16 protein-coding genes, 3 tRNA genes and 1 pseudogene are annotated in these 17,361 nt (G+C 38.8%); 13 read left to right on the top strand and 7 right to left on the bottom strand.

The window, feature by feature from the left end; genetic code table 11:
- Positions 1 to 59 precede the first annotated feature (59 nt).
- The 3 genes from BUB03_RS15755 (at position 60) to BUB03_RS15745 (ending at position 3,863) form a co-directional block, all read left to right on the top strand.
- Positions 60 to 731: a hypothetical protein gene (locus BUB03_RS15755; RefSeq protein ID WP_073064895.1), complete on the top strand. Its 672-nt coding sequence runs from the start codon at positions 60 to 62 to the stop codon at positions 729 to 731.
- 235 nt (positions 732 to 966) lie between these two features.
- A complete protein-coding gene (locus BUB03_RS15750; protein WP_073065324.1) occupies positions 967 to 2,799 on the top strand; it encodes an HsdM family class I SAM-dependent methyltransferase in 1,833 nt (610 codons plus the stop codon).
- Positions 2,796 to 3,863 (top strand): BsuBI/PstI family type II restriction endonuclease, encoded by a 1,068-nt coding sequence (locus BUB03_RS15745; RefSeq protein ID WP_073064892.1) that lies wholly within the window; start codon positions 2,796 to 2,798, stop codon positions 3,861 to 3,863. The genes BUB03_RS15750 and BUB03_RS15745 overlap by 4 nt, the downstream gene beginning before the upstream one ends.
- A gap of 347 nt (positions 3,864 to 4,210) precedes the next feature.
- Here BUB03_RS15745 and BUB03_RS15740 read toward each other — a convergent pair whose 3' ends face one another.
- On the bottom strand, positions 4,211 to 4,459 hold the full coding sequence (locus BUB03_RS15740; protein ID WP_073064889.1) for a hypothetical protein: 249 nt from the start codon (positions 4,457 to 4,459) through the stop codon (positions 4,211 to 4,213).
- A gap of 634 nt (positions 4,460 to 5,093) precedes the next feature.
- On the opposite strand from BUB03_RS15740, the gene BUB03_RS15735 reads away from it, so the two are divergent.
- The 7 genes from BUB03_RS15735 (at position 5,094) to BUB03_RS15710 (ending at position 10,180) form a co-directional block, all read left to right on the top strand.
- Positions 5,094 to 5,639 (top strand): hypothetical protein, encoded by a 546-nt coding sequence (locus BUB03_RS15735; RefSeq protein WP_073064886.1) that lies wholly within the window; start codon positions 5,094 to 5,096, stop codon positions 5,637 to 5,639.
- A gap of 125 nt (positions 5,640 to 5,764) precedes the next feature.
- Complete coding sequence (locus BUB03_RS15730) at positions 5,765 to 6,376, top strand: DUF4142 domain-containing protein (protein WP_073064883.1); 612 nt, start codon at positions 5,765 to 5,767, stop codon at positions 6,374 to 6,376.
- A gap of 27 nt (positions 6,377 to 6,403) precedes the next feature.
- The gene (locus tag BUB03_RS22195) at positions 6,404 to 6,529 is read left to right on the top strand and encodes a hypothetical protein (protein WP_262484340.1); all 126 of its coding nucleotides are present in this window, start codon (positions 6,404 to 6,406) and stop codon (positions 6,527 to 6,529) included.
- Between the two features lie 153 nt (positions 6,530 to 6,682).
- Positions 6,683 to 7,201: a DUF2911 domain-containing protein gene (locus tag BUB03_RS15725; protein ID WP_040999809.1), complete on the top strand. Its 519-nt coding sequence runs from the start codon at positions 6,683 to 6,685 to the stop codon at positions 7,199 to 7,201.
- 159 nt (positions 7,202 to 7,360) lie between these two features.
- On the top strand, positions 7,361 to 7,930 hold the full coding sequence (locus BUB03_RS15720; RefSeq protein ID WP_073064880.1) for a Crp/Fnr family transcriptional regulator: 570 nt from the start codon (positions 7,361 to 7,363) through the stop codon (positions 7,928 to 7,930).
- Positions 7,931 to 8,005: 75 nt separating this feature from the next.
- A complete protein-coding gene (locus BUB03_RS15715) occupies positions 8,006 to 8,866 on the top strand; it encodes an SDR family oxidoreductase (protein ID WP_073064877.1) in 861 nt (286 codons plus the stop codon).
- A gap of 312 nt (positions 8,867 to 9,178) precedes the next feature.
- The gene (locus BUB03_RS15710) at positions 9,179 to 10,180 is read left to right on the top strand and encodes an SDR family oxidoreductase (protein ID WP_228417906.1); all 1,002 of its coding nucleotides are present in this window, start codon (positions 9,179 to 9,181) and stop codon (positions 10,178 to 10,180) included.
- A gap of 345 nt (positions 10,181 to 10,525) precedes the next feature.
- On the opposite strand, the gene BUB03_RS15705 is transcribed toward BUB03_RS15710, so the two are convergent.
- From BUB03_RS15705 to BUB03_RS15675, 6 genes and pseudogenes are all read right to left on the bottom strand, one after another.
- Complete coding sequence (locus BUB03_RS15705; RefSeq protein ID WP_073064872.1) at positions 10,526 to 11,209, bottom strand: GNAT family N-acetyltransferase; 684 nt, start codon at positions 11,207 to 11,209, stop codon at positions 10,526 to 10,528.
- A gap of 14 nt (positions 11,210 to 11,223) precedes the next feature.
- Positions 11,224 to 12,105, bottom strand: coding sequence for an AraC family transcriptional regulator (locus BUB03_RS15700; RefSeq protein WP_073064869.1), 882 nt, complete (start codon positions 12,103 to 12,105; stop codon positions 11,224 to 11,226).
- Between the two features lie 38 nt (positions 12,106 to 12,143).
- Positions 12,144 to 12,884: pseudogene (locus BUB03_RS22135) on the bottom strand (MBL fold metallo-hydrolase).
- A gap of 458 nt (positions 12,885 to 13,342) precedes the next feature.
- A tRNA-Arg gene (locus BUB03_RS15685) sits at positions 13,343 to 13,416 on the bottom strand.
- 32 nt (positions 13,417 to 13,448) lie between these two features.
- Positions 13,449 to 13,523, bottom strand: a tRNA-Pro gene (locus BUB03_RS15680).
- Positions 13,524 to 13,551: 28 nt separating this feature from the next.
- Positions 13,552 to 13,636 (bottom strand) — tRNA-Ser (locus BUB03_RS15675).
- Positions 13,637 to 13,771: 135 nt separating this feature from the next.
- Between BUB03_RS15675 and BUB03_RS15670 the strand changes: the two genes are divergently transcribed.
- The 3 genes from BUB03_RS15670 to BUB03_RS15660 all read left to right on the top strand — a co-directional run bounded on the left by BUB03_RS15670 (position 13,772) and on the right by BUB03_RS15660 (position 17,220).
- The gene (locus BUB03_RS15670; RefSeq protein WP_073064860.1) at positions 13,772 to 14,797 is read left to right on the top strand and encodes an N-acetylmuramoyl-L-alanine amidase; all 1,026 of its coding nucleotides are present in this window, start codon (positions 13,772 to 13,774) and stop codon (positions 14,795 to 14,797) included.
- Between the two features lie 67 nt (positions 14,798 to 14,864).
- Entirely contained in the window at positions 14,865 to 16,265 is a 1,401-nt protein-coding gene (aspA, locus tag BUB03_RS15665; RefSeq protein WP_073064857.1) for an aspartate ammonia-lyase, read from the top strand.
- A 100-nt stretch (positions 16,266 to 16,365) separates the two neighbouring features.
- Positions 16,366 to 17,220, top strand: a complete 855-nt coding sequence (locus tag BUB03_RS15660; RefSeq protein WP_073064855.1) for a glycosyltransferase family 2 protein — start codon at positions 16,366 to 16,368, stop codon at positions 17,218 to 17,220.
- Positions 17,221 to 17,361 lie beyond the last annotated feature (141 nt).

Here is a 17,361-nt window from a genome sequence, read left to right as displayed (position 1 = left end):
GTAAGTTGAGGAAAAATTATATTAATAAGAAGTAATCAGTATATAACATAAAAAAGACAATGCCGATACCCCCAATACCTCCGGACGGAGGCATGTTATACAAAGAAACAGATATGGCTCAGTTGTTCCCTGAGCCGTTAAATGCTGTTACTGCCACATTTTTTTTAGCTATAGCCATTTTCTGGACTATCAAATTGAAGGGGAATTTTAAAGAATATCCCTTTTTAACTTACTGCCTGATTTTATTATATATCGGGGCCATAGGGGGAACTGTTTACCATGCATTCAGACAATGGCCGGTGTTTATCATGATGGATTGGCTGCCCATTATGTTACTCTGCCTGTCTGCCGGATTTTATTTTGTAGCCCAAAGTACCAGATGGTACTATGCGGTTGCAATGGTGCTGGGATATCTGGTTCTTATGTTCGCTTTGAGGAACTGGATTCTGGCAGATAACATTTCTCTCTTTATTAACGTCAATTATGCAATCATGGCCTCGTTTGTCCTTTTCTCGGTACTAAGGTATTTAATCTATACAAAATGGAAAGCCGGCCAATGGGTAGGCTTTGCTTTATTGTCGTTTGTTTTTGCACTGATCTTCCGTATCGCTGATCAATGGGGATGGTTCAGTTTCGGAACCCACTTTTTATGGCATACGTTTGGAGCGGCAGCGACGTTTTGTATGTTTAATTATATTAGTCTTACGGGGAATGTAATTTGGAAGAGATAGGTGGTTTATTTTCCTTTAAAATTGCTCCGAAGTTGGGAGTCTTCTTTAAGGGAAATCTTTTTATTTCAATATTGAAATCAAAAAATTAATTACATTAAAATTTAATACGACAAGATTTGTCGCATATAAGAAATAGCTTTGTTAAAAACAATTGTGACGAAGATTTTGCGTAAAAATTATAGTTTAATTATATTTGGGATATATTATGAGTACGACAATAAGTCATAAACGATCGATGGCAAAATCAACTATAACAAAAGAGATTTTAGCCGTTTTAAATAGCAAAGATACGGATCCTTCTAAAACTTTGCTTAGTGGTCGCATAATGGCAAAAGCTTGGGCAAAACAATTCAATGATGAAATAAGATTACATACAGTACAGTATTTTATGCATTGTGTGATTAGTTCTTATTGGAATTCTTCTCAGATTTTTTCTTTTGTGTCTTTTCCTTTACAACCTTATAATATTGAGCTATCTTATATAGAATTAGATGAAAGTATCATAGCTGTTGCGAGCGTTATTGGAAAAGCTGCTGCTGAGTTAGATGTGATAACAGCATCATATGAATTAGGAAATTTATATACCAGCATTCTTCCAGAGAAACTCAGATCAGATAATGGTGTATTTTATACTCCGCCAGCGCTTACAGATCGATTACTAAACTCTGTAGAAAATGCTGGAGTTGATTGGTCTACTGTTTCTGTAGCAGACCCTGCCTGTGGAGGAGGTGCTTTTTTAGCGCCAATAGCTCATCGAATAATTTCATCAATTCATTTTCTGTCACCTGAAGAACAATTACAACATCTGGAACACAATCTGAAGGGGTATGAAATTGATCCATTTTCTGCATGGCTAACAGAAGTGTTTTTACAAGTCGCAGTTAAGGATGTTATGAGCTTAGCTGGGCGTCGTATTAAATCTATGGTAACAATATGTGATACAATCGCATATTTTTCAGATAAAAAGAATCATAGAGAATTTGATGTTATCATCGGAAATCCTCCTTATGGTAAATTGACATTAACTAAAGAAATCAGAGAAGAATACGAAGAAAGCTTATTTGGGCATGCGAATCTATATGGATTGTTTACTCATTTGGCTATCAAGCTTGTTAAATCTGATGGGATTATTGGCTATCTAACACCTACTAGCTTTCTTTCTGGTGAATATTTTAAAAAATTGAGAATGTTCATCCGAAAAGAAACAAATCCTTTAACGATTGACTTTGTTGCCGGTAGGAAAGGCGTATTTGAAGATGTTCTTCAGGAAACTCTATTGGCAGTCTATAAAAAGAAGAATAAGCTATCATCAGAAAACAATGAAATAGAAATTAACGAAATTCATACATTAACCAACGGCAAATTAAAAATTTCTTCAGCTGGCAAATATAGATTGGCAGACGACACAAGCTCACCATGGATATTACCACGAGATATTAAGCATGCTAAAATTGTAGCATCAATGTCGAATATGAAAGATAATCTTATTACTTATGGCTATAGGATCAGTACTGGGCAGTTGGTTTGGAATAGACATAAGGAACAGCTTTCTGATAAACGAACTAGAAATTCTTATCCAATAATCTGGGCTGAAGCTGTTTCAAAAGATGGTACTTTTCAATTAAAGGCAGATAAGAAAAATCATAAAAAATGGTTCCAATTTAAAGAAGCTAATGATTTTTTATTGACCACGAAACCTTGTGTCTTATTACAGCGAACCACTTCGAAGGAGCAGAAAAAAAGGCTGATCACAACCGTACTTCCTGACGAATTGTTTAAAGAATATACATCGGCTGTTATTGAAAATCATTTGAATATGATTATTCCTACGAGCACTAATTCAAAAGTAAGTCTTGAACTGCTTTCAACTTTTCTTAATAGCAAAATAGTTAATGATGCATTCAGGACTATTAGCGGAAGTGTTGCAGTATCAGCTTATGAACTTGAATCACTGCCATTACCCAAGCCATCAAAATTAAAACGTTTACAAACATTAATTAACGAAAATGCAAGTCCTGATCTTATTGAGAAGGAGTGTACAAAAATTTATACGAAAACTAATCCATGAGTAAATTGCCTCCCTATGTAACAAGAGAGTTAATCCACGAACGCCTTCCAATAATATTCCCTGAAGGTACTACAAATAGAAATTATATTATTAGAGAGATGGCTGCTAGTACCATCTTTACTATGCTTTATATTGGTGCTGTTGAAGGGGAAGAAACTTTTATTGGACCAGTTCATGTCTATAGAATGACAACTGAACAGTCAACCTTGGCTGATGACGAAAGTCGTAAGGATTATGGAAAAAAAGCAATGTCTAAAGGTTTTCAGCCTGAAGGTAAGAGATGGTATGCTGATAACACTAGAGAACCCATCAGAGATGAAACTTTAAGAGAGGGGCTTATACAGGTGGGAGCTGTTATATCAAAAGTTGGTCTCCCAACTACGTCAAGCCGTCCAAGATATGCATTACAGAAAGACTTTGCTAAATTATTTGATCCTGATTTGTTGGATGAGGAGCTTGATAAAGCAATTAAAGACTGGCAGGATAAAAACTTATCTGCGGCTGCAAGAACAAGAATTTCCCTTGCATCAAGAACTGCTGATGAAAATTCTGAACGTGTTTTGGTAACCTTTCCGAACGGGGAAGCACGTAATCTCAGTGCAGGTCTTAGTTCAATAATTTCAAAGGCTGTGGTGGAAGTGTTTGCTCATAAGTTTCTTAAAAGGCCAGCTGTATTGTGGTTAAGTACCAGCGATGCAAAAGTTACTTTTGTCGATGATGTGGTAGCCAAAGCTATTGGTTTAGATATTGAAGCGGATAAAAACCTGCCGGATGTTATTTTAGCTGATCTTGGAACTCCTGAGCCTCTTTTAATTTTTATTGAGGTTGTGGCAACAGACGGTCCTATTTCTGAAAGAAGAAAATCTGCTTTATATGAAATAAGTGATAAAGCAGGATTTGATCGTAAACATATAGTATTTGTTACCGCTTATAGGGAACGACAGGTACAGCCATTCCGGAAAACGATTCCTGATTTGGCCTGGGGAAGCTTTGCGTGGTTTATGTCTGAGCCGGAGCATTTGATTTTCTTAAGTAATGATGACAGGAAATTGTTTGAATTTTAAGAGCGAGTGGTAATATTTAGTTTAATAAAGAACACTAGCCCACGAAGTGTGTAAGTTAAAAAGTTAGATTTGGATTTTATAATCTGAGCCTTTATTTTCCTTTTAAAACAATTCTGTTTAGTAAGTTTTTTAACTTTTTATCATGTTGCAATTTGCTGTCACAACTACTGCTTTCGTCTTTTATTTTTTTTGGACTTTCCCCTCATTGCCTTTAAAAAACTCTAAATCAAAACAGCCTTGAGATTTTCTTATTGATTTTAGGGTAAAATTCATTTTCCCAACTTTACAATTCCATTCTTAAAGGTTTCAAAAATTTCGGCATAAAAAATCCCAACTCTCGTCAGGATTTATTTTTTTATTTTTCCAAAAAATTCTTCTAAAGTGATTTCTTTCTTTCGACAAATTTTCGCCAGTGTTTTTATAGACATATTGTACTCCGTCTTTGCAGTTCCTAAGGCAATATTTTTAATTTTCCTAACTGTACTTTCTTCTATTTCGCATTTAGATGCAAAGTCTCTCTGCGATTTTGCTTTCGAAACCCAGTTTGTGTAAATGTATTTGCAGATGGCAATAGTTACTTCGTTTTCTTCGTTCATTAAAACAAATTACGAGAAAGAGGAAAAAATAATGCGGTTTTCTGTGCGCAATAATGAAATTATTATTACATTTGTACAATAAGCTACAAATAAAGTAGCTTTGCGATACTTCAAAGAATAATAGAAGCTATTGCTTAGAATCTTGTCATTGAAAACTGGTAATTTTTAGACACACAAGATGATAAGCAGGAAGCTCACGACCTAGGCGTGGGCTCTCTTATCTGTGTGCAAGGTATACCAGTGCCTCAATGACGGATATTGTAGAGTCTCATGCCGTTTTTATTTCATGTTGTTCTGCCTTTCTACAATCATTTGTCTAAGCCGCTTCACCACATAAAGTATCATGTACGATACAATGGAGTGTACAATCCATTGCGGCTTCAGGGCTTCCACGGGAACACAGATTTATTTCTATTAAAACTCAGCATATCTCATATGCTGAAAACTTTATTGTGAATAAAGGAGAAATATAAACCATTAAGAAAAATGAAGGTTTTAAGGAAAGTTAAGATCCATCAAAGATGGATTAAGCAGTTCGCTGAATAAATAGCTTCAGCTATGATCTTAATGTGTCTTAATCGCTTAAAAAATCTTAATGTTTAAGCAAAATTTCAACAATAAAAGATACAAACGCATGAAAAAGATAAAAACAGATTTCGATACCCGGCTTTTGGCAGGTAAGTGCTCCGGGTTGCAGCTGATAGAGACTTTCTTTCAGTTCAATGAGCTGGATGTTTCCAAAGAAAGGCTCAGCAACATGATGAATTATGCGGTAAAGAGAAATAGCTGGATTCATGAAGATCAGGCGGTTATCTTCCAGTTTCATCAATCGATGAGGTCGCTGATCCGGGCGGGATATCTCATGATGCTGAAGGACAGAAAATGGACGGTTGATACCCGGCCGGAGAAGATTTCCCCGTGGGTTCTTGGCCTGCTTTCGGAGAAGGAATACCGGAATCCTCTGCTGGTTTTCAGAAAAGCCTTCAGGGAATACACCCTCAAAGAGTTTGATTATTTTATGTCCGGAATCGTCTATTTTTCAATGGGCACCTATGAAAATCTGCCAGAAAGAAATATCGTGATGCCTTACATTCACACGGTGAAAATGCTGGATGCCGCACACCTTATTCTTCAGAGAAAAAGAGAAAAGAAGACAGCTGATACAAAATTCAGTGATTAAGCTGAGTTAAGGGGTAAGAGGGTAGACAAAAGTACATCTGTTACAATTTTGGCAAATAAATTGTTGTAATCACAGCGGGGGATAAAAATATATGCAATTTTACATTAACCATTTAAATTATATTTATGAAAAATTCAATTTTAGCCCTTTTAGCAATTGCTGCTATTGTGGCATGCAAAAAAAATGAAACGACGGCTGTTGATCGGAATACTGATAGTACTGAAATGGCAACCCCGGTTGATTCTGCCAGGAAAACCAGTGATTCTGCTACAATGTCCAATACTGCAAATGCAGCAAATTCTTTAAGCGATCAGGATAAAAAATTTGCAGACGCCGCCGCTCGTGGCGGATTGATGGAAGTAATGATGGGACAGCTTGCTGCAACCAATGCTTCCAATGCCAAAGTAAAAGCACTAGGCGAAATGATGGTTAAAGATCATAGCAAAGCCAACGATGAGCTTAAAAAATGGGCATCTGCCATAGGCTATACTTTACCTACCGGTTTAGACGCTGAAAAACAGAAAGAATACGACGATCTGAAAGCTAAAAAAGAAGCAGAATTTGATCGTAGCTACACTGACCTTATGGTGAGTGATCATAAAAAAGATATTGAAGAGTTCAAAAAAGAAGCTGCCGAAGGTAAAGAAACGTCATTGAAATCCTTTGCAAGCGGTACGCTACCAACTTTACAACATCATTTAATGGAATCTGAAAAAGCAAAAGCTGCCATAAAATAGCAGGGTAGAGTATAACAGTAATTTTTTATGAAAAAAATGCAAACAGCGGATAATGCATCCTTTGTTTCATTTTTACCATATAAAGCCATTGCTTTGCAATGGCTTTATAATTTATTAGGGGTTGCAATTTTAAATCCTTTTGATTTTATATAAATCTATTTTGTTCTTCCGAGAAAGAAAAGGACAGGGCTGACATCAATTCAGATGGGGGGGTAGAGGCATTCATTATATTTTCGGTAACCGGTTTAGTGTTTTATAAGTCAAAAGCAGTAAATTCGTAAACAAACAACAACAAACAAAAATAGTATGAAAACCATCATTAAATCTGCTGCCGTCCTTGTTGCAACCATGACGATCTCCCTGAATGCCTTTGCACAGGAAACTAAAAAACCTGCCAGTCCTCCGGCCACTGCTACAGGAAAAATTAAAGATGCCACTATTACAATAGCCTATAGCAGCCCTTCTGTAAAAGGGCGTACCATATGGGGCGGTTTAGAAGCTTATAATAAAGTTTGGCGTGCGGGGGCCAATGAAGCCACTACTTTTGAAACGGATAAAGACATTACCGTTCAGGGTAAACCGCTGCCTGCAGGTAAATACAGCTTTTTCCTGATCCCTAAGGAATCCGGAACCTGGACAGCTATTTTTAATAAGGAGCCAAAGCAATGGGGTGCTTTTAAATACGAAGAAGCAAAAGATGCTTTACGCGTTGATGTAAAAACAAAAGCTTTACCAACCAGACAGGAAAATTTAGTGTATAAAATAAACAATAACGGATTCACAATGGATTGGGATAAAATCTCAGTTCCTGTGGAGATAAAATAAATTTAAATTTAGAAATTAAATCCCGGTTAATCCGGGTTTTTTTGTTTGTTATATGCGGTTATATGTCAGAAAAACTGATACATGATGTTATTAAAATGAAAGATTTCTGTTTTTAACATTTGGTAATTGAGGGCTTTGCACTTTACACTATATTTACGTATGGAAGCGCTGATAAATTTTATCCTGCAATTTGGTGACCTGAACAAACAGCAGATCGATTTTTTGCTGAGCAAGGTTGAAATGCTCGAATTCAAAAAAAATGACTACCTGTCGGAAGCCGGGAAGGTACCCCGCTATGTGGCATTTGTGTTGGAAGGTGTGTTCCGGTTTTGTTATTATAACAACAAGAGTGAAGAGATTACTAATTATTTTGTGGACGAAGGGAATTTTGTAGTTGATAACGAGAGGTTCGAATCACAGATCGTGGCCTCGGAATATGTACAGGCTGTAACCGACTGCAAAGTTCTTGCTTTTAACAAAAAAGATTGGGACGAAATATCTGATACCATTGTAGGTTGGGAAATGATGAAGGCAAAAATGGTTAAAAAATGCCTTACGCTGGCTATGGAACGGCGCAGTCCGCTGGTTTCAGAAGATGCTACCACACGTTACCTATCGTTCATTGAGGCGTTCCCTAACCTTATTAACCGCATCCCGCTTTCATATGTGGCTTCTTATCTTGGAGTCACTCAGCAATCATTGAGCCGTATACGCCGTAATATCCGTTAACGTACTTTTTACCATTTGGTAAATGTTTTTTTGCTGCCATTTTCAATATTTGCATATTCATTAAATAATAAAAAGATGAGCAAAAAGATCGTATTAATAACCGGAACAAATAGCGGCTTTGGCTGGCTTACCGCCCACAGCGTGGCGGCTCTCGGACACAAAGTATATGCCACGATGCGCGACACTCAGGGGCGTAATGCTGATAAAGCTGCAGCGCTTTCGGCTGTAGAAAACATAACCGTTTTGGATGTTACCCTGACAGACGATGAAAGTGTAAAACAGGCAGTTGACACCATTGTAGAAAAAGAAGGAACTATTGATGTATTGGTAAACAACGCGGGCTACGGCATGACCGGCGTAGCGGAAAGCTTTACCGTGGCTGATGTTCATACCACTTTTGATATCAATGTTTATGCCCCTTGGCGACTGATGAAACAGGTGTTACCCGCCATGCGTAAGCAAGCTGACGGACTGATTATTAACGTAACCAGCGGCTTTGGAAGGGTATCATTCCCGTTTGCTACCATGTATGCAGCCTCCAAGTTTGCCCTGGAAGGAATAAGTGAGGGTCTGCATTACGAGGTCAAGCGTTTAGGCATTGATGTTGCCATTGTGGAGCCGGGTGCTTTCCCTACCGAAATGCAGCAGAAGAATAACCCTGCATCTGATCAGGGAGTATTTGAGGGGTACAGCGCTATTGCCGATATCCCAAACAAAATGGTAACCGCATTGGGTGGAGAGATGCATGCTAAAAAGCCTAACCCGCAGGACGTTGCCGATGCCATTGTAAAACTTATCGGCACCCCAAAAGGCACCCGGCCTTTACGCACCGTGGTAGACCCTATAACCGGTCAATATATTGAGGCCGCCAACCAGGCCGTAGCCGAACAATTTGCCAAAGGATTGACAGTGTTCGGAATGGGAGAGTTACTGTAACAAAATAGACTTAATGAGAACGGCAGGAGCGTGGGCTACTGCCGTTTTTTTGTTTGTTGTCGGCTCGTAGCTGGTCTGATGAAACTTTAGGAACGCGAGGGGCAAATCATAACAGTTAATTATGATCTGTATCATAAACTTTTGTTGAGCAGTCCAGTAACTTTACAAATGTTACTCATTAACAGATCCGGCTTATAGCCTGGTTTACAATATTTGAACAATCAGTAATGTGTTCAGTAATCGGCACTTACACAGACTTGTTGATCGTTTTATAATTTCAGAATTCTTAAACACCAAATAAATCATATGAATATGGAAAGTAAAATAACAAGGAGAGATGCTATCGGTAAAATAGCCGCAACCGTTGCCGTGGCAGCGGTTGCTCCAGGCGCTTTGGCGCAGTCACAGAACAGCAGTACAAAAAAAGCAAATGCAGAGCTTACTGATCCGCGTAACAAATATCCAAAACCGCCCTTTAATAAGCAATCACAACCTTTTCCCGGGTTGGCAGGCAAAATGACGCCGGTGCCGGATCATGGAGAGAAGAGCTATGTAGGTTCAGCAAGACTGCAGGGAAGAAAAGCATTGATCACCGGCGGTGATTCCGGTATAGGCCGGGCTGCAGCTATTGCGTATGCGAGAGAAGGAGCGGATGTAGCCATTAATTACCTGCCTGCTGAAGAAGAAGACGCCAGACAGGTGATCGAGCTCATCAGGAAAGAAGGTCGTAAAGGTATTGCCATTCCAGGGGATATCCGTAGCGAAGACTTCTGCAAAAAACTGGTTAGTCAGGCTGTACAGCAACTTGGAGGTTTGGATATTCTCATCAATAATGCAGGACATCAGAAAGCCAATGAATCTATACTCGATCTTAGCTCCGAAGACTTCGACTGGACCATGAAAACAAATATTTATGCACCTTTTTGGATCACAAAAGCTGCTTTGCCCCATATGAAACCCGGATCTTCTATTATCGGGCTGTCGTCCATTCAGGCTTACGATCCTTCTGCTGATCTTTATGATTATGCGCAAACCAAAGCAGCAACCACCAACTATGTAAAATCTCTTGCCAAGCAACTGGGTCCGAAGGGCATAAGGGTCAACGGAGTTGCACCCGGACCTGTCTGGACACCTCTTCAGGTAAGCGGAGGGCAAACACAGGAAAACCTGGTGAAATTTGGCGGTGATACACCTCTGGGACGGCCGGGACAGCCTGCAGAATTGGCTTCTATATTTGTTCAGTTAGCAGCTGACGATGCCAGTTTCGCGACAGGGCAGATCTACGGAGCAGCCGGTGGTAAAGGGCAGCCGTAGGGCCCTAAAGATTATATTGATTGGAATCTTAAATAAAGAATAATTAATTTGTATTGGTGATAATTTATAGACATTACATATTAAACCATATGAGTAATTTAAATGTAATGAGAATCTGTGGATTAGGAATAAAAAACCGACATCAGAGAAAAAATCTTCAGATGTCGGTTTTGTGAACCTCCTGATACAAAACTCGAACCTTTTATTAACAGATTTAAGGAAAAATTTATAACGGGGCAAATAATTACAGTTGACGGAGGCGGAGTTTTGATATAAGCAGAATTAGTAAACGAAAAATCCCGGTTGTGAAAATAGCCGGGATTTTCTTTTAGCAGAAATTGATCGTTACGTTTTGCTAATTACATAAACATACATTTCTTTCCTTTTCCTGAAACCTAATGCTTCGTAAATCTTTATGGCACCTACGTTATCAACAGCCACATGCAAAAAGGGAATTTCCCCATTTCCAATAATACGTTTAATCTGGCTTGCCATTAGCTGTATTGCATACCCACGACCTCTAAAATCGGGATGCGTACAAACTGCGCTTATTTCGGCGTAAGGAGGGACGTGCATGCGTTGCCCCGCTATCGCCACCAGTCGATTTTCATAAAATATCCCCTGATAATGCTGAAAATCAATTGTTCTTTCTTCAAACGGTCCGGGATTGGTCAGCTTTGCCAATTCGATCATTTGCGGTATATATTCTTCCGTAAGGTCAGTAATTGTCTCCTTGATTTCTTTGGGGACAATCGCATCATCGAACACCATCTGAAAAAGGGGAATTATGTGATTGACTTTCCACGGTTCCGATATATCCATTTTATTTTCAGAAACTAGTGCAAAAGATTCTGACTCTTTGCCAAGAAATCCATGTAAGGCAATTAAGTTTTCCTGTCTATTTTCGCGAAAACCTGCGAAGGGAGAAATATTTGGGCAATAATACTTTACTTGGTCATTCCCTTTTCCCAATTCTTTGTTTGCTGTATTTAATGCGTTCCATACAGGATTATCTAGAATATGTGTCATATTAATATAATTTGTCAATTTAATTCTGCCTTTCCAAAACCTACCGAATCCCTATACATTTGCGGTGATATATCAGTATTGGCTTTAAAAAAGCGGCTAAAATAATGCTCATCGCTGTATCCTAATTCCCAGGAGATTTCCTTTATTGATTTGTTCGTCAGGTAAAGTTCTCTTTTAGCCTCGATAATTATGCGCTCATTGATGAGATTGGTCAACGTTTTATTGAAATGAGATTTCACAATTTTAGCTAGTGCATTGGGAGAAATATTTAATAATGCTGCATAATCTCCAGGGGAATGTTTTTCTCTGAAATTTTCCTCGATAGCATTTTTTAGCTTGCGCAGAACAAATGGAGTGTTTGTTTCGGTATATATAGGTTCTTTGTTTTTAATTTTAGCTTTTTTACGTGCGATCGTTACAAGAAAAATAATTAAGGTAGGAACCAAAAGTTTATATGCCCCATCGGCACTTTCGGAAAACTCATCCTTAAACTGCTCAATAAGCTGTTCCAATTTGTTGGATGTTACATCATCCAGATATATGAAAGGTTGTTCGTAAATATTATTAAAGACCAGTTTGTCACAGTTCGTTTCTTGAGATATTTTATGAATGCAATAGAAATCGGAGTGAAACTGAATGGCTACACCGGAAAAAGTCTCATCGGTAGAAAACATAAACGGCTGATAAGGTGAAAATGCAAAAAGTGCATTTTCACTGAACAAGTATTCGTTGCAATCAGACCTTAATAATCCCCTTCCCTCCCTTACCCAGATCACTGTGTAGAAGTTATTATACGAAATATGGTCGAAAGAACTATTGTCGTCAAAATAAAACAGCTTAAACGCAAGATTTCCATTCTGCTTGTTTATAAGCGTATATGCACTATCTTTTTTCATTATATAAAAATATAATTTTTATCGGCAGCCAGCTTTGCTTACTTGTTAATTTTTGCACCCTCTATTGCAAGATTTACTGCATCTTCCATATCACCGGTCCAAGGCTTTCCGTGCCCTGTCAACAGTGTTACGCTTCCAATTTCACGAAGTAAATCAAGTGAACGGATGTTTTCTTGATAATCTTCCGATAGCCAGGGATTGGCGACCTGCGGTTTACCATACACGCCTGTTAACAAATTTCTTGTGTTAATTGTATCTCCGGCCAGCAGTATATTTCTATCTTCTAATAACAAGCATATCTCTCCAGAAGTATGTCCCGGAGTGTGAAGGATTTGAGGTCTTCCCGGAATATCAAGTGTTTATCCATGCTCAACTGAATTTACTTTGGTGAGGTGTGGCAGTGTAAATACTCCGTTTACAATGGCATGCCCTAGTACATTGACAAATGTGTTAGGACGCCAGGCATTTATAAAGAGTCCGAACCAAGGTAGCTGCAACGGCTTTTTGACCATTTCGGCATCATTTTTATGGACAAATACAGGAACACCTGTTTCTTTTCTTAAGCGCTCCGCAAACCCGGTATGGTCTCCGTGACCATGGGTAAGTACAATAGCCTCAAGATCCTTGCTCGTTTTGCCTAAAGTTTTGAGCCCTTCCTTATAAACTTTGTAATGTCCGGGAAATCCCGCATCTACCAGCGTTAAGCGACCGCTTTCTTCAATAAGGTACCAATTGAATGCTCCACAATCGAAATGATGAACTCCTTTTGCTATTTCCATAAGATTGTCTTATTAAGTTACCAATTATTGATACAAAATTCTGACAATTAATTTGAATATAAATTGGACGATTAATGCTTTTAGGTGGACTATTTTATATTGGTTCCTCCAATTTTTATTTCGAATTCCTATACGCACCAGTTCCTGTCGATCTTTAAGGCATAATCTAGTATAGTTGAATGTTGGTAAGTCTTCACTTAGATTTGAATGAAGTTTGAAAAATACTTAATAAACTTTGGAATGCATCAATTAGATAATTATAAAAAAGGTTAATTGCCGAAATTTTTTTTTACTTGAAAAATCTAATAAATTGGATAAATATTTGAATTTCAGACCAATGTATTATTGTTTATGGGAGAGTAGAATAAAATAAATAAAAATGAAAAAATACCGATAACCCAATGTTATAAAGAAAAATGACACCATTTGGCGTAAATTGTCCTAATGGTGTCATTAAGTGAGCGCGAAAGGATTCGAACCTTTGACCGTCTGCTTAGAAGGCAGATGCTCTATCCAGCTGAGCTACGCACCCATTAAATAATTTTGAGAAAATTAATAAAACAGTCGGGGCGGCAGGATTCGAACCTGCGACCTCCTGGTCCCAAACCAGGCGCGATGACCGGACTACGCTACGCCCCGAAGTATATTTTGATGTAAGAAAAAAATGCGGAGGGTAAGGGATTCGAACCCTTGCGACACTTTCGCGTCGACAGTTTAGCAAACTGCTCCATTAACCACTCTGGCAACCCTCCTTTTTTCTTATTTTTTAATGATCGTTGTTCCGTTATTGCGAGTGCAAATATAGAATAGATTTCTTTATTTACCAAATAAAATTCAAGAAAAATTTGTGTATTTTTGAGGTGATAAATGATTAAAAAATTAAACGGATGCGTAAGACATTATATATCATCGGATTAAGTACTTTTGTTTTTTCATGTACTTCCCAGCAAAATGTAAAGAAAAATACTTACAAGCCAAAAATCCCGGTATCACAGGCTAAACCGGCAGTTAAAACCCCGGTAGCCGAAACTCCGAAACCTAAAATCACCAACGATCACGGGGTGGAGTTTTTTACAACCAATATAGCTGATGCGACTAAAAATGATAATACTGTAAGCTACGGTTCTATTGTGTCAGCAAAACCGGCAGGATATAAAGTGGTAAAGACCTATTTTCCTGCGATAGGGCAGAATTTCAGACAGCGTTATCTTATACTGCATTATACAGCACTTCCGGACGATAAATCCATCACTGTTCTTACCCAGCAGGGGGTAAGTGCCCATTACCTGGTAAATAATACGGGTGATAACGAGATTTATCAGCTGGTGGACGAGAACAAACGTTCTTACCATGCCGGAGTAAGTAACTGGAGAAATGATAAAAACCTTAACGATACTTCTATAGGTATTGAAATCGTTAATGCAGGATATACATCAGACGCTACCGGAAAAAAGATATTTGCAGGTTTCAGTGATGAGCAGATTAGAAAAGTTGCGGCACTGGCGAAAGATATTGTCAACAGATATCAGATCCCGGCAACCAATGTACTCGCTCATTCAGATATTGCACCCACCAGAAAGCAGGACCCGGGACCAATGTTTCCCTGGAAAAAGCTTTATGATGAATACCAGCTGGGTATGTGGTATGATGAGGCAGTTAAACAGAATTTCCAGGCTTTAGCAGAGGAAGAAGTACCTTTAAAATATAATGATCCTTCCTTCATCTTTGCTATTCAGACAGCATTGCAAAAATTCGGGTACTATCTTGATCTGAGCGGAAAGTGGGATGATGGAACCAAAAGAACCATCGAAGCCTTACAGTACCATTTCCGTCCGCAGAATTATGACGGGATCATGGATGCTGAAACCTGGGCCATCCTTCAGGCTCTAAATCAGAAATATCCAGCGAAATAATAAATTAAAACGCATCGGTAAAGGTGCGTTTTGCTATATTTAAAAAATAAAAGTTAAACAATCTGTAATGGAAAATTTCAGAAAAGAAAGTGATCTGCTGGGTGAGCTTAATGTACCTGCAGATGCTTATTATGGAGTGCAGACGCAAAGAGCGATCGATAACTTCAAGATCTCAGGACAGCTTCTGTCAGCATATCCGGACTTTATTAAAGGCCTTGCCTTTGTAAAAAAAGCTGCGGCAAAAACCAATTATGAACTGGGACTGCTTGATGAGAATTTATATTTCAAAATAGCGGAAGCCTGTGATGAGATTGTAGCAGGAAAATACCACGATCAGTTTCCTGTAGATATGATCCAGGGAGGAGCCGGAACATCAATCAATATGAATGCAAATGAAGTAATTGCCAATATTGTCCTGGAAAAATTAGGAAAGAATAAAGGCGAATACGAATTCTGTTCACCAAACGATCATGTTAATCTTTCCCAATCGACCAATGATGCCTATCCTACAGCCATCAAAATGGGACTTTTGCAGATGAATACCGGACTTGTTGACCGGCTTGAGAAAATTGTTGAAGCTTTCCGCGCCAAGGGAAGAGAATTTCACGATGTGATCAAAATGGGACGTACCCAGCTTCAGGATGCGGTTCCGATGACTTTAGGCCAGGAATTTGAAGCTTATGCTGCTACTTTGGAAGAAGATATTTCCAAACTGAATAACAATGCTAGTCTTTTCGTAGAAGTTAATATGGGAGCCACTGCTATCGGGACAGGACTGAACGCTCCGGTAGGCTATGCAAGCCTTTGTGCGAAAAACCTCGCTCAGATTACAGGTTTTCCGGTTGTTTCCGCACCGGATCTTGTTGAAGCGACACCAGATACAGGTTCTTATGTGATCTATTCCTCTGCGACAAAACGTCTTGCTGTAAAGCTTTCCAAGATCTGTAATGACCTGAGGCTGCTTTCTTCAGGACCAAGAGCCGGATTGTTCGAGATCAATCTTCCGCCAATGCAGCCGGGATCATCCATTATGCCAGGAAAAGTAAATCCTGTTATCCCGGAAGTGGTGAACCAGGTATGTTTTAAAGTATTCGGAAATGATTTGACGGTAACTTTTGCAGCAGAAGCCGGACAGTTGCAGCTTAACGTAATGGAACCTGTGCTTTCCCATGCCATCATGGAAAATATCAATTTCCTTTGCAATGCCCTGGATACCCTTCGTGAAAAATGTGTAGTGGGAATCACGGCCAACAAAGAGATCTGCCTGAATATGGTGAAGCACAGCATAGGAATTGTAACAGCACTTAACCCATACATCGGCTACAAAAAGTCTACAGAAATTGCAAAAGAAGCGTTAGAAACCGGAAACAGTGTTTACAATCTTGTTCTGGAAAAAGGAGTTCTTTCCCAGGAAAAACTGGATGAAATTCTGGATCCTAAAAACATGCTGAAACCGCATAACAAATAGATCAAAATTGACAGATGATAAGTGATGAATGATGATTTCGTATCAATAGTTTATCACTTATCATTTCATTACCTATTAATATCTTACTCATAATAAAAGCTTGAGGTTTTTAATTATCATTCCTGCCCATAACGAAGAAGAAAATCTTCCGTTCACCCTGGATTCTTTACAGCAGCAGAGCTTTAAAGATTTCAAGATCGTTGTGGTTAATGACGGTTCTACGGACCAGACGCAGGAGATTATCAGGAAATATACAGATAGTGACCCTCGTTTTGAAACGGTGGATCTGCAGAAATCTGCCCACCAGCCGGGATCTAAAGTGGTAAATGCTTTCAAAAACGGATTGAGAACACAAAATACAAATGAATTTGATATCATCTGTAAATTTGATGCCGATATCATCCTGCCGGAAAATTATCTGGAAACAGTACGGAATGCTTTTAAAAACAACCCTGAATATGGACTTGTTGGAGGCTTGCTGTACGTAGAAAAGGAGGGAAGCTGGGTGTATGAAGGGAATTCAAACAAACATCATGTACGGGGACCTTTGAAGGCTTACCGTAGAGAATGTTTTGTTCAAATCGGAGGGCTGAGGGAAACCCTGGGCTGGGATAATATAGATTCCATTCTGCTGGAAAACCTTGGCTGGAAAGAAATTGTTCTTCCTGAACTGCATGTGAAACTGATCAAAGTGAAAGGAGCAGACTACACCATAAGGCCTGCGGATTACTACGGCAGGTATTTTTACTTTTTGGGTCTGAACCGTTTTCTGGCCTATGTTGCCTCTGCCAAAGAAGCGGCAAAAAGCAAATCCATTCCTTTTTTCTTTAAAATCATCAAAGCCTACGAAGCTTGTAAAGCTAATCAACTTGAGCTTAAAATCTCAAAAGAAGAACAGAAAGCCATCAACGACAAGCGATGGAAAATGCTGAAGAAGAAATGGCTCAAAATGTAGAAAGAAAAGGGCATTACAAAAAACAAAACTGAAAAAAGAATAGTAAAAAAACTAAAAAAACAGTTCTATTCAACCACACCCTTTACCTTTGTAAACCCGAAACCCGAAACCCGAAACCCGAAACCCGAAACCCGAAACCCG

The organism is Chryseobacterium oranimense (assembly GCF_900129755.1).
GTDB classification, from domain to species: domain Bacteria; phylum Bacteroidota; class Bacteroidia; order Flavobacteriales; family Weeksellaceae; genus Chryseobacterium; species Chryseobacterium oranimense.
Note: the sequence above shows the minus strand (reverse complement) of the source record. Positions and strands in the feature narration are given on the sequence as shown.

Excerpts from the sequence above, each read along its gene's own strand:
- BUB03_RS15670 (WP_073064860.1), top strand. The coding sequence starts at position 13,772 with ATGCGTAAGACATTATATATCATCGGATTAAGTACTTTTGTTTTTTCA.
- BUB03_RS15720 (WP_073064880.1), top strand. The coding sequence starts at position 7,361 with ATGGAAGCGCTGATAAATTTTATCCTGCAATTTGGTGACCTGAACAAA.
- BUB03_RS15725 (WP_040999809.1), top strand. The coding sequence starts at position 6,683 with ATGAAAACCATCATTAAATCTGCTGCCGTCCTTGTTGCAACCATGACG.
- BUB03_RS15745 (WP_073064892.1), top strand. The coding sequence starts at position 2,796 with ATGAGTAAATTGCCTCCCTATGTAACAAGAGAGTTAATCCACGAACGC.
- BUB03_RS15755 (WP_073064895.1), top strand. The coding sequence starts at position 60 with ATGCCGATACCCCCAATACCTCCGGACGGAGGCATGTTATACAAAGAA.
- BUB03_RS15705 (WP_073064872.1), bottom strand. The coding sequence starts at position 11,209 with ATGACACATATTCTAGATAATCCTGTATGGAACGCATTAAATACAGCA.
- BUB03_RS15700 (WP_073064869.1), bottom strand. The coding sequence starts at position 12,105 with ATGAAAAAAGATAGTGCATATACGCTTATAAACAAGCAGAATGGAAAT.
- BUB03_RS15750 (WP_073065324.1), top strand. The coding sequence starts at position 967 with ATGGCAAAATCAACTATAACAAAAGAGATTTTAGCCGTTTTAAATAGC.
- aspA (WP_073064857.1), top strand. The coding sequence starts at position 14,865 with ATGGAAAATTTCAGAAAAGAAAGTGATCTGCTGGGTGAGCTTAATGTA.
- BUB03_RS15740 (WP_073064889.1), bottom strand. The coding sequence starts at position 4,459 with ATGAACGAAGAAAACGAAGTAACTATTGCCATCTGCAAATACATTTAC.
- BUB03_RS15730 (WP_073064883.1), top strand. The coding sequence starts at position 5,765 with ATGAAAAATTCAATTTTAGCCCTTTTAGCAATTGCTGCTATTGTGGCA.
- BUB03_RS22195 (WP_262484340.1), top strand. The coding sequence starts at position 6,404 with ATGAAAAAAATGCAAACAGCGGATAATGCATCCTTTGTTTCATTTTTA.
- BUB03_RS15710 (WP_228417906.1), top strand. The coding sequence starts at position 9,179 with ATGGAAAGTAAAATAACAAGGAGAGATGCTATCGGTAAAATAGCCGCA.
- BUB03_RS15735 (WP_073064886.1), top strand. The coding sequence starts at position 5,094 with ATGAAAAAGATAAAAACAGATTTCGATACCCGGCTTTTGGCAGGTAAG.
- BUB03_RS15715 (WP_073064877.1), top strand. The coding sequence starts at position 8,006 with ATGAGCAAAAAGATCGTATTAATAACCGGAACAAATAGCGGCTTTGGC.